Origin of the sequence: Actinomadura sp. WMMB 499, assembly GCF_008824145.1 — a bacterium.
In the GTDB taxonomy this organism is placed as follows: Bacteria; Actinomycetota; Actinomycetes; order Streptosporangiales; family Streptosporangiaceae; genus Spirillospora.
This window is the reverse complement of the sequence record NZ_CP044407.1, coordinates 1,496,869-1,514,065: the sequence shown is the minus strand read 5'-3', so window position 1 is coordinate 1,514,065 and position 17,197 is coordinate 1,496,869. Positions and strand designations below refer to the sequence as shown.

15 protein-coding genes and 1 pseudogene are annotated in these 17,197 nt (G+C 75.5%); 14 read left to right on the top strand and 2 right to left on the bottom strand.

Annotation, left to right across the window (positions count from 1 at the left end; translation table 11 throughout):
- The first annotated feature begins 32 nt into the window (after positions 1-32).
- Together F7P10_RS06585 and F7P10_RS06580 are read left to right on the top strand one after the other, a co-directional pair.
- Entirely contained in the window at positions 33-617 is a 585-nt protein-coding gene (locus F7P10_RS06585; RefSeq protein WP_218040398.1) for a TetR/AcrR family transcriptional regulator, read from the top strand.
- A complete protein-coding gene (locus tag F7P10_RS06580) occupies positions 614-1,822 on the top strand; it encodes an FAD-dependent monooxygenase (RefSeq protein WP_151008535.1) in 1,209 nt (402 codons plus the stop codon). Before F7P10_RS06585 ends, F7P10_RS06580 begins: the two co-directional genes overlap by 4 nt.
- On the opposite strand, the gene F7P10_RS06575 is transcribed toward F7P10_RS06580, so the two are convergent.
- A complete protein-coding gene (locus tag F7P10_RS06575) occupies positions 1,819-2,838 on the bottom strand; it encodes a glycoside hydrolase domain-containing protein (RefSeq protein WP_151008534.1) in 1,020 nt (339 codons plus the stop codon). The genes F7P10_RS06580 and F7P10_RS06575 overlap by 4 nt on opposite strands.
- A 240-nt stretch (positions 2,839-3,078) precedes the next feature.
- Here F7P10_RS06575 and F7P10_RS42045 point away from each other — a divergent pair, with 240 nt between their 5' ends.
- The 9 genes from F7P10_RS42045 to F7P10_RS06530 all read left to right on the top strand — a co-directional run bounded on the left by F7P10_RS42045 (position 3,079) and on the right by F7P10_RS06530 (position 10,869).
- Positions 3,079-3,612: a hypothetical protein gene (locus F7P10_RS42045; RefSeq protein ID WP_176611326.1), complete on the top strand. Its 534-nt coding sequence runs from the start codon at positions 3,079-3,081 to the stop codon at positions 3,610-3,612.
- Positions 3,613-3,687: 75 nt separating this feature from the next.
- Positions 3,688-3,939, top strand: a complete 252-nt coding sequence (locus F7P10_RS06565; RefSeq protein WP_151008533.1) for a hypothetical protein — start codon at positions 3,688-3,690, stop codon at positions 3,937-3,939.
- A complete protein-coding gene (locus tag F7P10_RS06560; RefSeq protein WP_151008532.1) occupies positions 3,936-5,006 on the top strand; it encodes a MoxR family ATPase in 1,071 nt (356 codons plus the stop codon). Before F7P10_RS06565 ends, F7P10_RS06560 begins: the two co-directional genes overlap by 4 nt.
- Positions 5,003-5,953, top strand: coding sequence for a DUF58 domain-containing protein (locus F7P10_RS06555; protein ID WP_151008531.1), 951 nt, complete (start codon positions 5,003-5,005; stop codon positions 5,951-5,953). The genes F7P10_RS06560 and F7P10_RS06555 overlap by 4 nt, the downstream gene beginning before the upstream one ends.
- A complete protein-coding gene (locus F7P10_RS06550) occupies positions 5,950-6,897 on the top strand; it encodes a VWA domain-containing protein (protein WP_151008530.1) in 948 nt (315 codons plus the stop codon). Before F7P10_RS06555 ends, F7P10_RS06550 begins: the two co-directional genes overlap by 4 nt.
- A 47-nt stretch (positions 6,898-6,944) precedes the next feature.
- Positions 6,945-7,856 carry a S1C family serine protease gene (locus tag F7P10_RS06545; protein WP_151008529.1) on the top strand — a complete coding sequence of 304 codons (912 nt, stop codon included), beginning with the start codon at positions 6,945-6,947 and terminating at the stop codon, positions 7,854-7,856.
- A gap of 43 nt (positions 7,857-7,899) precedes the next feature.
- On the top strand, positions 7,900-8,607 hold the full coding sequence (locus F7P10_RS06540) for a response regulator transcription factor (RefSeq protein WP_176611325.1): 708 nt from the start codon (positions 7,900-7,902) through the stop codon (positions 8,605-8,607).
- Positions 8,607-9,857 (top strand): cell wall metabolism sensor histidine kinase WalK, encoded by a 1,251-nt coding sequence (locus F7P10_RS06535; RefSeq protein ID WP_151008528.1) that lies wholly within the window; start codon positions 8,607-8,609, stop codon positions 9,855-9,857. The genes F7P10_RS06540 and F7P10_RS06535 overlap by 1 nt, the downstream gene beginning before the upstream one ends.
- A gap of 85 nt (positions 9,858-9,942) precedes the next feature.
- Positions 9,943-10,869, top strand: a complete 927-nt coding sequence (locus tag F7P10_RS06530; protein ID WP_151008527.1) for an LLM class F420-dependent oxidoreductase — start codon at positions 9,943-9,945, stop codon at positions 10,867-10,869.
- A 73-nt stretch (positions 10,870-10,942) separates the two neighbouring features.
- Here F7P10_RS06530 and F7P10_RS06525 read toward each other — a convergent pair whose 3' ends face one another.
- The gene (locus F7P10_RS06525) at positions 10,943-11,773 is read right to left on the bottom strand and encodes a TIGR02452 family protein (RefSeq protein ID WP_151008526.1); all 831 of its coding nucleotides are present in this window, start codon (positions 11,771-11,773) and stop codon (positions 10,943-10,945) included.
- Between the two features lie 173 nt (positions 11,774-11,946).
- On the opposite strand from F7P10_RS06525, the gene F7P10_RS06520 reads away from it, so the two are divergent.
- The 3 genes and pseudogenes from F7P10_RS06520 (at position 11,947) to F7P10_RS06510 (ending at position 17,127) form a co-directional block, all read left to right on the top strand.
- Positions 11,947-12,999 carry a DUF3152 domain-containing protein gene (locus F7P10_RS06520; protein WP_151008525.1) on the top strand — a complete coding sequence of 351 codons (1,053 nt, stop codon included), beginning with the start codon at positions 11,947-11,949 and terminating at the stop codon, positions 12,997-12,999.
- 50 nt (positions 13,000-13,049) lie between these two features.
- Positions 13,050-14,558, top strand: coding sequence for a 3' terminal RNA ribose 2'-O-methyltransferase Hen1 (locus F7P10_RS06515; protein WP_151008524.1), 1,509 nt, complete (start codon positions 13,050-13,052; stop codon positions 14,556-14,558).
- Positions 14,555-17,127: pseudogene (locus F7P10_RS06510) on the top strand (polynucleotide kinase-phosphatase). The gene F7P10_RS06515 and the pseudogene F7P10_RS06510 overlap by 4 nt, the downstream one beginning before the upstream one ends.
- Positions 17,128-17,197: the final 70 nt, after the last annotated feature.

Here is a 17,197-nt window from a genome sequence, read left to right as displayed (position 1 = left end):
CAGGACGATCGCCCTAGTTATGGAGGTGCGCAGTGACGCGACCGGCGGCGGCACGCGGCCAGGAGGTGCGGCGGCGCCTCCTGGCCGCCGCGATCGAGCTGATCCCCGAGCGGGGGTGGACGGCGGTGAGCACGCGGACCCTCGCCGAGCGCGCGGGCGTGACGCCGAGCGTGGTCCATTACCACTACCCGTCGCTCGCGGTGCTGCTGAACGAGGCCGTCGCCGGCTTCCTGCGCGGGGTGCTGGCCGAGGCGGAGGCCGCGCTGGACGGGGTCCGGACGGCCGGCGAGGCGATCGACGCCCTGCTCGGCTCGGTCGACCGGTACACCGGCGACGATCCCGCGTCGCTGCTGTCGATCGAGGCGTGCCTCGCGGCCACCCGGGACCCGGAGCTGCGCGCCCGGATCCGCGAGGTGCTCGCGGCGTACCGGCGCCGGCTCGGCCGGCTGCTGGACGAGCGCGGGGTGCCCGACCCGGACGCCACGGCCGCCGTGCTGACGGCCGCGATGGACGGTCTGCTCCTGCACCGCGGGATCGGCTCGGGCGGCGACGCGGGCGACCGCGCCGCCATGGCGTCCGTCCTGCGCCGGCTCGTCGCGGGAGGGGAGGGGCGATGAAGGTGCTCGTGTGCGGGGCCGGGCTCACCGGGCTGGCGCTCGCGAACCGGATCTCGGCGCTCGGCGGCGAGGCGGTCGTGCTGGAACGCGCCCCCGGGCCCCGCGCCCAGGGTTACATGATCGACTTTTTCGGGCCGGGGTACGACGCCGTCGCGGCGATGGGGTTGCTGCCCCGCGTCGAGCGGCTCGCGTACCCGGTCGCCGAAGCGGTCTTCGTGGACGAGCGCGGCCGGCGCCGCGCCGCGGTGGAACCGGCACAGTTCGCCGCCGGTCCGCTGCTGAACCTCATGCGGCCGGACCTCGAACGGGTGCTGCGGGAGGCGCTGCCGCCGGACGTCGAACTCCGGTTCGGCACCGGCCCGGCCGCGGTGGACGCGCGGGACGACGGGGTCCGGGTGACGCTGGAGGACGGAACCGCCCTGGAGGCCGACCTGCTCGTCGGCGCCGACGGCGTCCACTCGACCGTCCGCCGGCAGGTGTTCGGGGACGAGTCACGGTACCTGCGCCACCTCGGGTTCCACACCGCCGCGTTCACGTTCGACGCACCGGAGGTGCACGCGCGCATCGAGGGGCGGGCGTACCTCACCGACACGGTCGGCCGCCAGATGGGCTTCTACGCGCTGCGCGGCGCGGACGCCGAGCGCGGCCGCGTCGCCGCGTTCGCCGTGCACCGCACCGCCGACCGGCGGCCGCCCGACGACGTCGCGGGCGCCGTCCGCGCCGCCTACGGTGATCTCGGCTGGGTCGCGCCCACCGCGCTGGCCGCGATGCCCCCGGCCGGGGAGATCTACTACGACCAGGTGGCACAGATCATCATGCCTCGCTGGAGCAGCGGGCGTGTCGTGCTCGCCGGCGACGCCTGCCACGCGGTGTCCCTGCTGGCCGGGCAGGGCGCGTCGCTGGGCATCGCCGGCGCGTACCTGCTGGCCGACCTGCTGGCCCGCGGGGAACCGGTCGGCCGGGCGCTGGCGCGGTACGAGGAGCTGTGGCGGCCGGTGGTGGAGGAGAAGCAGAAGGCCGGCCGGTCCGCCGCGCGCTGGTTCCTGCCCGCGTCGCCGTTCCAGCTCGGGCTGCGCCGTGCCGCGCTGCGGCTGGCGCGCGTGCCGGTGTTCGATCGCTACGTCGCGGCCGTGCTGGCGGGCAAGTCGACGGCGCTGATCCGGAACATGAGGGAGGCGCGGGACGCCCCGCGCGCCCGGAGCTAGTACCGCCAGAAGAGCAGCTTGGCGCTGCCGCCGGTGAGGGTCGCCGGGGCGGTGCCGTGCTGGACGACCTGGAACCGGACGCGGCGGGCGTCGCCGACGGTGTCGGCCGCGAGCGAGTACAGGACGTGGACGTCGGCGCGGGACGCCGCGAACTCCTGGACGGGGCCCGCGTCGAACTTGGCGGTGTCGTCCTCGTGCACCTCGATCGCGCGGGCCTGCAGGCGGGTGCCGGGGGCGACACCGTCGATCGTCACTGCGGCGGTCAGCGCGTAGCGGGCGGGGCCGTTCAGGATGCTCGGGCCGCCCCGGTCCCAGTGCTGGTGGTCGGCGTCGGCGTAGTCGACGTCCCAGCTCACGGTCGTCCACGCGGCGGGTTCGAGCCGCTGGGCGGCGGTCGCGCCGACCGACACGTATCCGGGCGCGTCGGGCGACTCCCCGGCGAGCCACTGCCCGTAGTCGCCCGCGACCGCCCGGTTGTAGTCGATCGACACGCCGTTGAGGGTGTGCCCGTTGGAGTACTGCCGCAGCTGCGCGCGCTCGTCCCACCTTCCGCCGGACCACGCGTACGTCTGCCACCCGAAGGCGATCTTCCCGGCGTCGAAGGCGCGGTTGACCGGCCCGTACCCGCCGTACATGCCGGTCCGGTCCCGGCCGAGGACGGACGCGACACCGTCGAAGTACGCGTCGATCTCGGGCTGCTGGTCGGCGGACGCGTCGAAGTCGACGGCGAAGTAGATCGGGCGGTCGCCGGGCATCCCGCAGTCGGCGGCCTGCGCCGCGGCGTCGCGGGCGTCGGCCGCCCCGGCGGCGCGGCCGTCCAGGGCCCGCGCGGCGCTGGTCTCCCAGACGACGACGAGCCGGATGCCGGCGGCGGAGAGTTCGTCGGCCTCGGCGCGGCTCAGGTTCTTGCCGGTCCTGTCGTGCGACACGTAGCGGCAGGCGAACTTCGCCCCGGCGCTCTTGAGCGCGGCGACGCCGGGACGGCCCCAGGCGTAGTCGACGCCGAAGACGGCCATGTGGCCCCTCCAGGGGGTGCGGGAGCACTCGGTCAACGGTGGACTCAACGGATCTAACAAGTCGATTCAACAGGGTCCGTCCGTTTCGTCGCAGCCTAATCCGGAGGTTCATCGCGGTTGAGGCCGGCGAACCGGTCACATCACTGACGGTGACGACACGCCGACCCGGCGCTGGCCGCCGGCACGATGATCGCTTACAACGGAGCTGATCATGCAGGTTCGCAGGTCAGGGAGGGAATCGTGCTGAAGGTCAGGGGGCTGGCGGCGGTGCTGGCGGCGGTGCCGCTGGTGGTCGCGGTGCCGCTCGCCGGGGCGGTCGCGGGGCCGGTCTCGGCGCGGGAGGCGCCGAAACCGCCCAAGAAGGAGGCGCCGAAACCGCGCAAGAAGGAGAAGAGGAGGGTGGTGCTCCGGACGGACGCGCCCGAGCGGGACGTCGCGCCCGGCGGGACGTACGCCTGGTCGTTCGCCGTCACGCCGAAGGGCGGGAAGAGGGCGGCCCGCGCGGTGTTCCGGGCGACGCTCCCCGCGTCGCTGGAGTTCGTGCACGGCAGGGGATGCGAGGCCGACGGGCGGAAGGTCGCCTGCGAGCTCGGCAAGGTGAAGCCGGGCGAGAAGGTCCGGGGCGCTTTCCGGGCGAAGGTGTCCGCGCGGGCCGTGCCGCGCCGCGAGATCGCGGTGCGGGGCGCCGTGACCTGGGGCAAGGCCCGCGACACGGCGGCCTTCCCGGTGGTCCGGGTCGCCGCGGCGTCCCGGGTGGAGGCCGCGACTCTTTAAGTCCGCTTTCGCCGCGCCCTGGTGTGATCGTCCCCGTCGGGTCCGGACGGGCCCGGGACGAACGGAGGGACGAGCATGACGCTCACCAGGCGCATCAAGATCACGATGGTGGCGGCGGGTGCGGCCGGGGCGGCCGCGTTCGCCGCCGGCGGGATGGCCTTCGCGGGGGACGACGCGCCGCGCACGGAGCTGCGCATCGTCGAGCACGGTGACCCGGCGGGCGCGGTGCCGGCCGGGTACGCGGCGTCGCCCGGGGGCGGGGCGGGCGGCGCCGCCGAGGACTGCCCGGACAAGGGCGGCACGTCCCCGGCCGCGGACCCGCGATGAGCCTCCACGACACCGCCCGGGCCCAGCAGGGCCCGGGCGGGCCGCCCGCGGGGGCGGCGGCGCTGACGGAACGGCTCCTGTTCGAGACGAAACGGGTCATCGTCGGGCAGGACAGGATGGTCGAGCGGATGCTCGTCGCGGTCCTGGCGGGCGGCCACTGCCTGCTGGAGGGGGTGCCGGGCGTCGCGAAGACGCTTGCCGCGCAGACCCTCGCGACGGTCGTCGGGGGCTCGTTCGCCCGCCTGCAGTTCACCCCCGACCTCGTGCCGTCCGACATCGTCGGGACGCGCATCTACCGGCCGTCGGAGGAGGCGTTCGACGTCGAGCCGGGCCCGGTGATGGCGAACGTCGTGCTGGCGGACGAGATCAACCGGGCGCCCGCGAAGGTGCAGTCCGCGCTGCTCGAGGTGATGGGGGAGCGGCAGGTCAGCATCGGCGGCCGGACCCTGCCGGTGCCGGACCCGTTCCTGGTGCTGGCCACGCAGAACCCGATCGAGTCCGAGGGCGTGTACCGGCTGCCGGAGGCCCAGCGCGACCGGTTCCTGCTGAAGATCGACGTCGGCTACCCCTCCGAGGAGGAGGAGCTGGCGATCCTCTACCGGATGAGCGTCGACCCGCCCGCGGCGTCCGCGCTGCTGGACCCGCCGCGGCTGGTGGAGCTCCGGCGGGCGGCGGAGGCGGTGTTCGTGCACGACGAGATCGCCCGGTACGCGGTACGGCTGATCGGCGCGACCCGGGACCCCGCCCGGTACGGGGCGCCCGAGCTGGCGCGGCTGCTCACCTACGGGGCGGGTCCGCGCGGGACGCTCGGGCTCGTCGCGGCGGGCCGGGCGCTGGCGCTGCTGCGGGGCCGCGACTACGTGCTGCCCGCCGACGTCCGCGACCTGTGCGGGGACGTCCTCGCGCACCGGCTCGTCCCGTCGTTCGACGCGCTGGCCGACGAGGTGGCGCCGCGCGCGATCGTCGAGCGGATCGCGGCGGTCGTCCCGCAGCCGCGGCTGGCGCCGCGGGAGGGCGACCCGGGCGTGGACGGGCTCGGCACGGCGGAGGGGGGTCGGGCCGCGTGACCGCCACCCCACGGCTCCGCGACCTCGCGCCCGAGCAGGCGCTGCGGCGGCTGGAGATCGTCATCGCGCGGCGGCTGGACGGGCTGCTGCAGGGCGACCACCTCGGCCTGGTCCCCGGGCCCGGCTCCGAGCCCGCGGAGGGACGCGAGTACGCGCCGGGCGACGACGTCCGCGCGATGGACTGGTCGCTGACCGCCCGGACGGCCGCGCCGCACGTCCGGGACCGGGTCGCCGACCGGGAGCTGGAGACGTGGGCGCTGGTCGACGCGACCGCGAGCATGGACTTCGGCACCGGACGGGTCGAGAAGCGCGACCTGGCGGTCGCGGCGGTCGCGGCCGTCGGCTTCCTCACCGACCGCACCGGCAACCGGATCGGCGCACAGGTCGTCGGCGGGTCCGGGGCGCGGCTCGTCCCGCCCCGGACCGGCCGCCCGCACCTGCTGGCGCTGCTGCGGGCGCTGCTGGAGGCGCCGCGCACCCGGCAGGACGGGGCGGACGGCGCGTCCCTCGGCGCGGGCGCGGACCTGCTGCGCCGCACCGCCGGGACGCGCCGCGGCCTCGCGGTCGTCGTCTCGGACTTCCTCGAGCCTCCGGCGAGCTGGGAGCGCGCGCTGCGGCTGCTGGCCGTGCACCACCAGGTCCTCGCGGTCGAGGTCGTCGATCCGCGCGAGCTGACGCTGCCCGACGTCGGGGTGCTCACGGTCGTCGATCCCGAGTCGGGGCGGCGGCGGGACGTGCCGACGGCGAGCCGCCGGCTGCGGGAGCGGTACGCGGCCGCCGCCGCGGAGCAGCGCGCCGCGATCGCGGACGGGCTGCGCCGGGCGGGCGCGGCCCACCTGCGGCTGCGCACCGACGGGGACTGGGTGCGCGACATCGCCCGGCACGTCATGGCGCAGCGCCGCCTCGCCACGGCGGCGCCCGGACCGGTCCCCGGAGGTGTCGCGTGACGTTCCTCGCACCCGAGCGGCTGTTCCTGGCGATCGCGCTCGCCGGGCTCGCCGCCGCCTACGTCGTGATGCAGCTGCGCCGCGGCCGGTACGCGGCCCGGTTCACCAACCTCGCGCTGCTGGAGAAGGTGGCGCCGCTGCGGCCCGGCTGGCGTCGGCACGTCCCGGCGGCGGCGTTCCTGCTGATGATGGGCCTGTTCGTCACCGCCTTCGCGCGCCCGGCGGCGGACGTGGAGGTGCCGCGCGAGCAGGCGACGATCATGCTGGCGGTGGACGTGTCGAGCTCGATGGAGGCGGAGGACGTCGATCCCGACCGGCTGACCGCCGCGCAGCGCGCCGCCCGCGCGTTCCTGGAGGGGCTGCCCGGACGGTTCAACGTCGGGCTCGTCGCGTTCGCCGGTTCGGCGACCGTGGCGGTCCCGCCGACGACGGACCGCGGCGCCGTCCGGTCCGGCGTGGACCGGCTGGCGCTGGGCCCGCGCACCGCGATCGGCGAGGGGGTGTTCTCCTCGCTGCAGGCGATCACCGACTTCGGGGCGCAGTACGGCGAGGCGGCGCCGCCCGCGCACGTCGTGCTGCTCTCCGACGGCACGAACACCGCCGGGCGCGGCCCGGAGGAGGCCGCGCAGCGGGCGGTGCGGGCCGGGGTGCCGGTCTCGACGATCGCCTACGGCACCGCCGAGGGCGTGATCTACCAGAACGGGACGGCGCTGCCGGTGCCGGTGGACGGGCCCGCGCTGGAACTGCTCGCGCAGCAGACCGGCGGCGGGTACTACGAGGCGGCGAGCGGCGACGAGCTGCGGGAGGTCTACGCCGACATCGGCAGCACCGTCGGGTACCGCACCGAGCAGCGCGAGGTCTGGGCCTGGTTCGTCGGGGCGGGCCTGGTGGCCGCGTGCGTCGCGGCGCTGGCGTCCCTGCTGTGGTTCTCCCGCATCCCCTGATCCCGCATCCCCTGACCGCACGAGCCCATCCCACGAGGGAGTTCGACATGGAGCACGGAAGATACGGCGGCGACGCCCGCGTCGGGCTGGGCGAGCCGCACGGCCCGGACTTCGCGCCGCCCCCGCACGCGCCCCCGCCGCCCGCGCCGCTGTGGCCGCCCGTCGCCCCGGCCGCGGCGCAGGCCCCGGACACGGTTCCGCCGCCCGCCGGACGGACGGGACGGCGCCCGCGCGGCGTGGTCGTGACCGCGATCGTCGCGGCGGCGATCACCGGCGGGCTGGCCGGGACGGCCGGCGCCGCGCTCACCCGGGACGGCGGGACGTCGGTGGTGACGCAGTCGGCGGGCGGGCCGGTGGACGGCGCGGGCGACCTGTCCGGCGTCGCGGCGCGCGTCCTGCCCAGCGTCGTGCAGGTCGAGGTCCGGGCGGGCAGCGGGCGCAGCGGCGGGTCCGGGTTCGTCATCGACGGGGCCGGTCACATCCTGACGAACGCGCACGTCGTGGACGGCAGCGGCGAGGTCACCGTGGTGCTGCCGGACCGGCGCCGGCTGACCGCGCGGGTCGTCGGCTCCGACACCGCGAACGATCTCGCGGTGCTGTCGGTCCCGGCGGGCGACGCCCCGGCGCCGCTGACGTTCGGCCGGTCCGCCGACGCGCGGGTCGGCGACCCGGTGCTGGCGGTCGGCTCGCCGCTCGGGCTGGCCGGGACGGTGACCGCCGGGGTCGTCAGCGCGCCGCGCCGCGAGGTGCGGCTCGGGCCCCGCGAGCGGCAGCTCGCCCTGCAGACCGACGCGTCCATCAACCCGGGCAACTCGGGCGGGCCGCTGGTGAACGCGCGCGGCGAGGTCATCGGGGTCAACACCGCCATCGCGACCGTGCGCGGCGGCGGGTCGATCGGCATCGGGTTCGCGATCCCGGCGGACCGGGCGGTGGACGGCGTCCGCCGCATCATCGGCTGAAACCGGGGCGAACCCGGTAGTGGAGGGAGGATAACGTCACGCCATGCGGGTGCTCGTGGTGGAGGACGAGGAAGACCTCGTCGAGGCGCTCCGGTACGGCCTGGTCCGTGCGGACTACGCGGTGGACGTGGCGTACGACGTGAACGAGGCGTCGCAGAAGCTGTACGCGGCGTGCTACGACCTGATGATCCTGGACCTGAACCTGCCGGACGGCGACGGCTTCGAGCTGTGCCGCGCCGTCCGGGCCGGGGAACTGGACGGGGAGAGCGGCCCCGACCTGCGGATCCTCATGCTGACCGCGCGGGACAGGCTCGCCGACCGGGTCCGCGGCCTCGACGAGGGCGCCGACGACTACCTGGTGAAGCCGTTCGCGTTCCCGGAGCTGCTGGCGCGGGTGCGGGCGCTGCTGCGGCGCGACAGCGGCGGCGGGTCGGCGGTGTGGACCGTCGGCGAGCTGCGGCTGGACACCGGCCGCCGCGAGGCGTCCCGCGCCGGGCGGCGGCTCAACCTCTCCCCGAAGGAGTTCGCGGTGCTGCGGTACCTGATGAGCAGGCCCGGCCAGGTCGTGTCGCCCGAGGACCTCCTCGAGCACGTCTGGGACGAGAACGCCGACCCGTTCACGAACACGGTGCGGGTCACGGTCGGGACGCTGCGCCGCAAGCTCGCCGGGGACGACGCGGACCCGCTGATCGAGACGGTCGTCCGGCACGGCTACCGGCTCCGCGAGCCCGCCGGACGGGAGGGGGCGTGATGCGCGCGCCCGGCCCGCGGCGGCCGCGCCGCCCCCGGCTGCCGGGGTTCGTCCACTCGATCCGGTTCCGCCTGACCGTGCTGTACTCGACGCTGCTGTTCGCCGTGACCGCTCTCGTCCTCGGCGGGACCTACCTCGCGGTCGTCCGCAGCACCGAGGCGCAGCCGATCACCGAGACCTACCAGGCCCAGAAGTACGTCGGCGGCGTGCGGTTCGGGGACGTCGAGGTCGTCAAGGTGCAGCAGGTGGAGCAGGCCGTCAACTACGAGACGCGCCGCACGCTGCGCAACTACTCGCTCGGGACGCTCGGCGGGCTGCTGGTCGCCAGCCTCGGCATCGGCTGGGTGCTGTCGGGACGGGCGCTGAAACCGGTCCGGGCGATCGCCCGCACCGCCGAGGAGATCCAGGCGACCGACCTGTCCCGCCGGATCCGGCTGTCCGGGCCGCGCGACGAGCTGCGCGAGCTGGCCGACACCGTCGACTCGATGCTCGACCGGCTCGACAGCGCGTTCCAGGCGCAGCGGCGGCTGATCGACGACGCGTCGCACGAGCTGCGCAGCCCCCTCGCCATCATCCGCGCGAACCTCGATACCGTGCTCAGCGCGCCCGACGCGGACGAGCCCGACCGCAGCCGCGCCGTGGACGTCGTCGACCGCGCGACCACCCGCATGACGCGGCTCGTCGAGGACCTGCTGGCCACCGCGCGCCGCTCGGCGCCCGCGCTGGAGGACGCCGACGTCGACCTCGCGGCCGTCGCGCGGGAGGCCGCCGAGGAGTTCGGCCCGCTCGCGTCCGCCCGGCGGCTGACTCTGGAGCCGCGGATCCGGGACGGTCTCGTGCTGGTCGGCGACCACGACGCGCTGCGCCGCGCCGTCGGGAACCTGCTGTCGAACGCGGTGCGGCTCGCCCCCGAGGGGACGTCGATCACGATCGGGACGGGGGCCGCCGGGAACTGGTTGTGGATCGCGGTCGGCGACGCCGGCCCCGGCCTGGCCCCGCACGAGCAGGACCGCGTCTTCGACCGGTTCTACCGGGGCGCGCGGGACCGCCGCGCCCGCGACCGCGGCACGGGCGACCGCCGCACCGGGCTCGGCCTCGCGATCGTCCGGCAGATCGTGGAGACGCACCACGGCCAGGTCCGGCTGTTCTCGGCGGAGGGCGCGGGCAGCACGTTCGTCCTGTGGTTCCCGGCCGAGGGCGACGGCGGCGCGCGGAACGCGGCGCCGCCGGAGACGAACCCGCTCGCCTAATGGGAGGTACCGGGTCAGCCGCGCGGCCGGCGTGCCGGACCGACCCGGGGCGCGACCGGTGCGCTCCGGGTACGAGGATGGAGGGATGCGTCTACGGATCTTCACCGAGCCCCAGCAGGGGGCGACATACGAGACACTGCTGACCGTCGCGAAGGCGGCCGAGGACCTGGGCTTCGACGCCTTCTTCCGCTCGGACCACTACAGCAAGATGGGCGACGTGACGGGCGAGCCGGGCCCGACCGACTCGTGGGTCACGCTCGGCGCCCTCGCCCGCGAGACGAGCCGCATCCGCCTCGGCACGCTGGTGACCGCCGCGACGTTCCGCTACCCCGGCCCGCTCGCGATCTCCGTCGCGCAGGTCGACCAGATGAGCGGCGGCCGCGTCGACTTCGGTCTGGGCACCGGCTGGTTCGAGGAGGAGCACGCCCACTACGGCATCCCGTTCCCGAGCCTGAACGAGCGGTTCGAGAAGCTCGAGGAGCAGCTCCGGATCTGCAAGGGCCTGTGGGGGACGCCGTCCGGCGAGACGTTCTCGTTCAGCGGCGCGCACTACACGCTCACCGATTCCCCGGCGCTGCCCAAGCCCGCGCAGGCGGGCGGCCCGCCGGTGCTGATCGGCGGGTTCGGTGCCAAGCGCACGCCCCGCCTCGCCGCGACCTACGCCGACGAGTACAACGTGCCGTTCCACCAGCTGGAGGACACCGGCGCGGCGTTCGAGCGGGTGCGCGCGGCCTGCGCGGACGCGGGCCGGACCCGCCCGCCGGTGTACTCGGCCGCGCAGGTCGTCTGCTGCGGCCGGGACGAGGCGGAGGTGCGGCGCCGCGCGGACGCGATCGGGCGGCAGCCGGACGAGCTGCGGCAGAACGGCCTCGCGGGCACCCCGCAGGAGCTGGCCGACAAGATCGGCCGGTTCGGCGAGCTGGGCGCCGAGCGGCTCTACCTGCAGGTCCTCGACCTGTCCGACCTCGACCACCTGGAGCTGATCGCGTCCGAGGTGATGGGCAAGCTCTGACCCGCGCTCGGCGCCCCGGCGGGGCGGGCGGGGCCGCCCCGCCCGTCCCGCCGCCCGGCGCCGTCCCGCCGGGTCAGCCGAACACGCGCTGGAAGGCGGCGTGCCGGGGGGCGCCCTTGGCGGTGTCCCAGACGGCGAACACGACGTGCTCGAAGCGGTCCGCGAACGCGCCGCCGGGCCCCAGCGCGCGGGCGAACGTCCCGGCGACCTCGGCCGGGTCGTTGCGGAACACGCCGCAGCCCCACGCGCCGAGCACGATCCGCCGGTGCCCGTTCGCGAGCGCCGCCGCGAGCACCTTGCGGGCGCGGACGTCCAGCACCTCCGGGATCCGCGCCTCCTGCGCGGGGTCGCGGATCGCGCCGCGGTTCGGCGCCGGGGACGTCAGGAACGCGATCTCGTAGGGCTCCTCCAGCAGCCCGCCCTGGTCGTCGCGGAACACCGGGACGCCCGGCGAGTAGATCATGTGGTCGCTGTACAGCAGGTCGCGGTTCGCGCGGTGGAAGTCGTAGTACCTCTGGGCCGAGGTGAGCGACGCGTACAGGGCGGACGAGCGCGCGAGGCCCTCCTCCTGGGCGTGCGCGCCGTTGAGGAAGCCGCCGCCGGGGTTCTTCGCGGACGCGAAGTTCAGCGCCAGCGGGACCGCGCCCGGCGCGGCGAGCCGCCGGGCCGCCGCGAGGGTCGTCTCGCCGGTGACCTCGATGCGCGTGCCCGCGCCGGCCGGGCCGTCGGCGACCGTCCGGAGGAGAGCGTCCAGTTCCTCGGGCCGGTAGAGGACGGTGCCGCGCCGGGCGCGCGCGATGCTCTCGGCGACCGGGACCGTGCGTCCGGAGGGGGCGGTGTACTCGCCGCGCTCGATGATCGCGATGGTCTCCCGGGCGACGGAACGGCGTGGATGTCTGCTCATGATGTCCCGGATTGTCATGGCCCGGTGTGACGTTCGCAAACGCTTTTCGCGGCCGCGATCTTACCCTCCGTGACCGCACCGGAACCCGGCTGATCCGGACCCACGGCCTTGACCTGCGACTTGTCGTGAAATGATCTCCCCTGTCGAGCGAGATCTGGCATGCTGAGCACGCTATGCAACGTCCACGATCTCGCTCCCGCCGCCGTCCCCCGCGCCCGTCCGGGGACGCCGGGGCGCAACCTCCGCATCAGCCCCCGCATCAGCCCCCGCACGATTACCCGCCGCCGTCCGGACCGCGGTCCGGGCCGCCGCCGGACGAGCCGCCCGGCCCCGAGTCGAGGTCGTCGCGGCGGACGCGCCGGGACGGCCATCCGGTCGGGCCGCCCTACGGCGACGGACCGGGACCCGCGACGACCGAGGGCTTCGAGGACGAACTCGACCGGGCGTTCGCGGGCGCCCGGCGCAACCGGATCGCCGGCCTGGCGGTCGGCGGCGTCGCGCTCGTCGCGGCGTGCGCCGCCGCCGCGACCGCGCTGGCCGCCTGGAACGCGGGCGGGGCGGACGCCGCGCCCCACCCGGGCGGCGAGCCCGGCGGCGGCGCGACGGCGCCCGCGAGCGCGCCGCCGAGCGCCGCGCCGACGACCACGGCCCCGCCCTACATCCCCGCCAAGGGGAACGGGAAGTTCAGCGTGGCCGAAGGGGCGGGCGTGACCGGGCAGGGCGGCGAGGTCATGCGGTACATGGTCGCCGTGGAGGGCGGCCTCAAGCAGGACGCGGACGCCTTCGCGACGGAGGTCGACGACATCCTCGGCGACCCGCGCGGCTGGACCGCCAAGGGCGAGTGGGCGTTCCAGCGCGTCGACTCCGGCGCGCACGACTTCGTCGTGAAGCTGGCGTCCCCCGGCACCACCGACGAGCTGTGCGCCGCGTACGGGATGGACACCGAGGGCGAGGTCAACTGCCGCGCGGGCAAGCAGGTCGTCGTGAACCTCAAGCGCTGGCTGCTGCTCACCAAGTACTACAAGGGCCGGCCGCACGAGTACCACGCGCTGACCATCAACCACGAGGTCGGGCACCGGCTCGGCTTCGGCCACATGACCTGCCCCGGCAAGGGGAAGCCCGCGCCGGTGATGATGCAGCAGATCTTCGGGCTGAAGGGCTGCGAGGCCAACCCCTGGCCCTACGACGAGAACGGGACGTTCGTGAAGGGCCCGTCCGTGCCCTGACCGGAAAAACGGGATGCGGGAGGTTCCCCCTGGTGCGCCACACTTGGGGGGTGCTTCTGACGATCACCACGACACTGAGCCCCGCGAGCGACCTGGGCTTCCTGCTGCACAAGCACCCCGACCGGGTCCAGACGTTCGACCAGGCGTACGGCACCGCGCACGTCCTCTATCCCGAGGCGGACGAGCGGCGCTGCACGGCCGCGCTGCTGCTCGACGTCGACCCGGTCAAGCTCGTCCGCACGCGCGGCAGAGGCACGCCGGACTTCTCCCTCGGCCAGTTCGTCAACGACCGGCCGTACGCGGCGTCGTCGCTGCTCGCGTCGGCGATGGCGAACGTGTACCGCACCGCCATGCGGGGGCGCTGCGACCTGCGCCCCGAACTGGCGGGGACGCCGATCCCGCTGGAGATCACGCTGCCGGCGCTGCCGTGCCGCGGCGGCCCCGGGCAGGCCGAGCGGTTCTTCGGCCCGCTCGGCTGGACGGTGTCGGCGGAGCCCGTCCCGCTGGACCCCGGGTTCCCCTCGTGGGGCGACTCGCGGTACGTGACGCTGACGCTCACCGGGACCGTCCGGCTGTCCGACGCGCTGAACCAGCTGTACGTGCTGCTGCCCGTCCTGGACGACGCCAAGCACTACTGGGTCGCGTCCGACGAGGTCGACAAGCTGATCCGGGCGGGCGAGGGATGGCTCGCGGCGCACCCCGACCGCGGCGCGATCACCCGCCGGTACCTGGCGAACCGCCGCACGCTCGTCCGGGCGGCGCTGGGTCGGCTGGCCGACGCCGAGGACGCCCCCGAGGAGGCGCTCGACCCCGTCGAGATCGAGGAGGAGCCGCCCGCGGACGGCGAGCACGCGGCGGCGGGCCCCGAGGGCGCCGAGCACGCCGGCAGCCGAGAGAACGCCGAGAACGACGGGAGCGGCGGGAACGCGGAGGCGGCCGAGGAGGAGCCGCGGGCGTCGCTGGCCGAACGGCGCATCCGCGCGGTGACGGACGTGCTGCGCGAGGAGGGCGCGGGCAGCGTCATCGACCTCGGCTGCGGCTCGGGCAAGCTGCTGGCGCGGCTGCTCAAGGACGGCTCGTTCACCGCGGTCGCGGGAGCGGACGTGTCGTTCCGCGCCGTCGAGCACGCGCGCCGCCGGCTGCGCCTGGACCGTCCGGGCCCGTCGCGCGCCCGCGACCGGGTCGGCGACCTGTTCCAGGGCGCCCTCACCTACGCCGACGACCGGTTCGGCGGCTACGACGCGGCGGTGCTGATGGAGGTCGTCGAGCACATCGACCCGCCGCGCCTCGGCGCCGTCGAGAAGGTGGTGTTCGGGCACGCCGCGCCCCGCGTCGTCGTGGTGACGACGCCGAACGCCGAGCACAACGTCCGCTACGAGGGGCTGGCGCCCGGCGCGATGCGGCACCCCGACCACCGGTTCGAGTGGACGCGCGCCGAGTTCCGCGCCTGGGCCGACCGCGTCGCCGCGGCGCACGGCTACCGCGTCCGCCACGTTCCGGTCGGCGACGACGACCCCGAGGTCGGCGCCCCGACGCAGATGGGAGTCTTCACCAAATGACCGGCCGTGAGATCCGGCTCCCGGAGATGGGCCTCGTCGTGCTGGTCGGCGTGTCCGGCTCCGGCAAGTCGCACTTCGCCCGCAAGCACTTCAAGCCGACGCAGATCGTGTCGTCCGACTTCTGCCGCGGCGTCGTGTCCGACGACGAGAACGACCAGGCGGCCACCGGCGACGCGTTCGACCTGCTGCACTACATCGTCGGCACCCGGCTGCGGCGCGGCCTGCTGACCGTCGTGGACGCCACGAACGTGCAGGCCAAGGCGCGGCAGCAGCTCATCGCGCTCGCCAAGGAGCACAACGTGCTGTCGGCGGCGATCGTCCTGGACGTGCCGGAGAGCGTCGCCGCCGAGCGCAACGCCGCCCGCCCCGACCGCGCGGACCTCCCCGCGCACGTGCTGCCGCGGCAGCGCCGCGAGCTGCGCCGCGGCCTGCGGACGCTCGGCCGCGAGTTCCGCCGCGCGTACGTGCTGGCGGGAGTCGCGGAGATCGACGCCGCCACCGTCGCCTACGAGAAGCCGTGGAACGACCGGCGCGACCTGACCGGCCCGTTCGACGTCATCGGCGACGTGCACGGCTGCCGCGCCGAACTCGAGGACCTGCTCGCGGGCCTCGGCTACGAGATCGAGTACGACGCGGACGGGCGCGCCGCCGGCGCGAACCATCCGGGCGGGCGGACGGCGGTGTTCGTCGGCGACCTCGTCGACCGGGGACCCGACACCCCGGGCGTCCTGCGGCTCGCGATGGGCATGGTCGAGGCCGGGCAGGCGCTGTGCGTCGCCGGCAACCACGAGGCCAAGCTCGCCAAGGCGCTGCGCGGCCGGAAGGTGCGGGTCGCGCACGGCCTCGCCGAGTCGCTGGAGCAGCTCGCGCGCGAGCCGGCGGAGTTCCGCGACGCCGCGCTGCGGTTCATGGACGGCCTCATCAGCCACTACGTCCTGGACGGCGGGAACCTCGTCGTCGCCCACGCGGGCCTGAAGGAGGACTACCACGGCCGCGCGTCCGGGCGCGTCCGGTCGTTCGCCCTCTACGGGGACACGACGGGCGAGACGGACGACTACGGGCTGCCCGTCCGGTACCCGTGGGCGCGCGACTACCGGGGCAAGGCGATGGTCGTGTACGGGCACACCCCGGTCCCGGACGCCGAGTGGATCAACAACACGATCTGCCTCGACACCGGCGCCGTCTTCGGCGGCCGCCTGACCGCGCTCCGCTATCCCGAGCGCGAGCTGTTCGCCGTCCCGGCGCGCGAGACCTGGTACGAGCCGGTCCGTCCGCTCGCGGCGGCGTCCGGGAGCGCGGTCGCGGGCGGGCAGCGCGAGAGCGACTTCCTGCAGATCAAGGACGTCATGGACAACACGGGCGTCCAGACGCGGATGATGGGGCGCGTCACCGTCCGGGAGGAGAACGCCCTCGCGGCGCTGGAGGTGATGAGCCGGTTCGCGGTCGACCCGCGCTGGCTCGTCTACCTGCCGCCCACGATGGCGCCCGCCGAGACGTCGCCGCTGCCCGGATACCTGGAGCACCCGGCCGAGGCGCTCGCCGCCTACCGTGACAAGGGCGTCGTGCGGGTCGTGTGCGAGGAGAAGCACATGGGCTCGCGGGCGGTCGCGGTGGTGTGCCGCGACGCGTCCGTCGCCGCCGAGCGGTTCGGCGTCGACGACGGCACGACCGGCGCCCTCTACACCCGCACCGGCCGGGCGTTCTTCCGCGACCCGGCCCGGACGGACGAGGCCCTCGCCCGGCTGCGCGCCGCGATCGGCGCCGCCGGGCTGTGGGACGAGCTCGGCACCGGCTGGCTCGCGCTGGACTGCGAGCTGCTGCCGTGGTCGGCGAAGGCGATGGACCTCATCCGCGTCCAGTACGCCGCGACCGGCGCGGCCGCCCGCGCGTCCCTGCCGGTGGCGGCGGACCTGCTGGCGCGCGCCGAGGCGCGCGGTCTCGACCTCGGCGGGCTGCGCGGGCACATCGACCGGCGCGCCGCGAACGCCGACCGCTTCCGCGACGCCTACGCCCGCTACTGCTGGGACGTGGAGGCGGACGGGCTCGGCGGGCTCGGCATCGCGCCGTTCCAGGTCCTCGCGGGGAGGGCCGCGCGTGGGCGACGGCCCGCGACCACGACTGGCACATGGAGGTCGCGGGACGGCTCGCGGGCGCCGACCCGTCGGGGTTCGTCCGCCGGACCGGCTCGCTCGTGGCCGACCTGACCGCGCCGGACGCGGACGCGGCCGTCGTGGAGTGGTGGGAGAAGCTCACCGCCGCGGGCGGCGAGGGTATGGTCGTCAAGCCGCTCGGCCCGCTCCCCGACGACGCGAAGATCCAGCCGGGGACCAAGTGCCGGGGCCGCGAGTACCTGCGGATCATCTACGGCCCCGACTACACCGAGCCGGAGAACCTGGAGCGGCTGCGCGGCCGGTCCCTCGGCCGCAAGCGGTCCCTCGCGATGCGCGAGCACGCGCTCGGCGTCGAGGCGCTCGACCGGCTCGCCGGCCGGGAGCCGCTGTGGCGGGTGCACCAGGCGGTCTTCGCGGTGCTGGCGCTGGAGTCCGAGCCCGTCGACCCCCGGCTCTGACCCCGGCTCCGGCCCGCCGGACGCACGAAAAGCGGCCGTGCGGTCGCCGCCTCCTCGCGGGGGCGGGCCG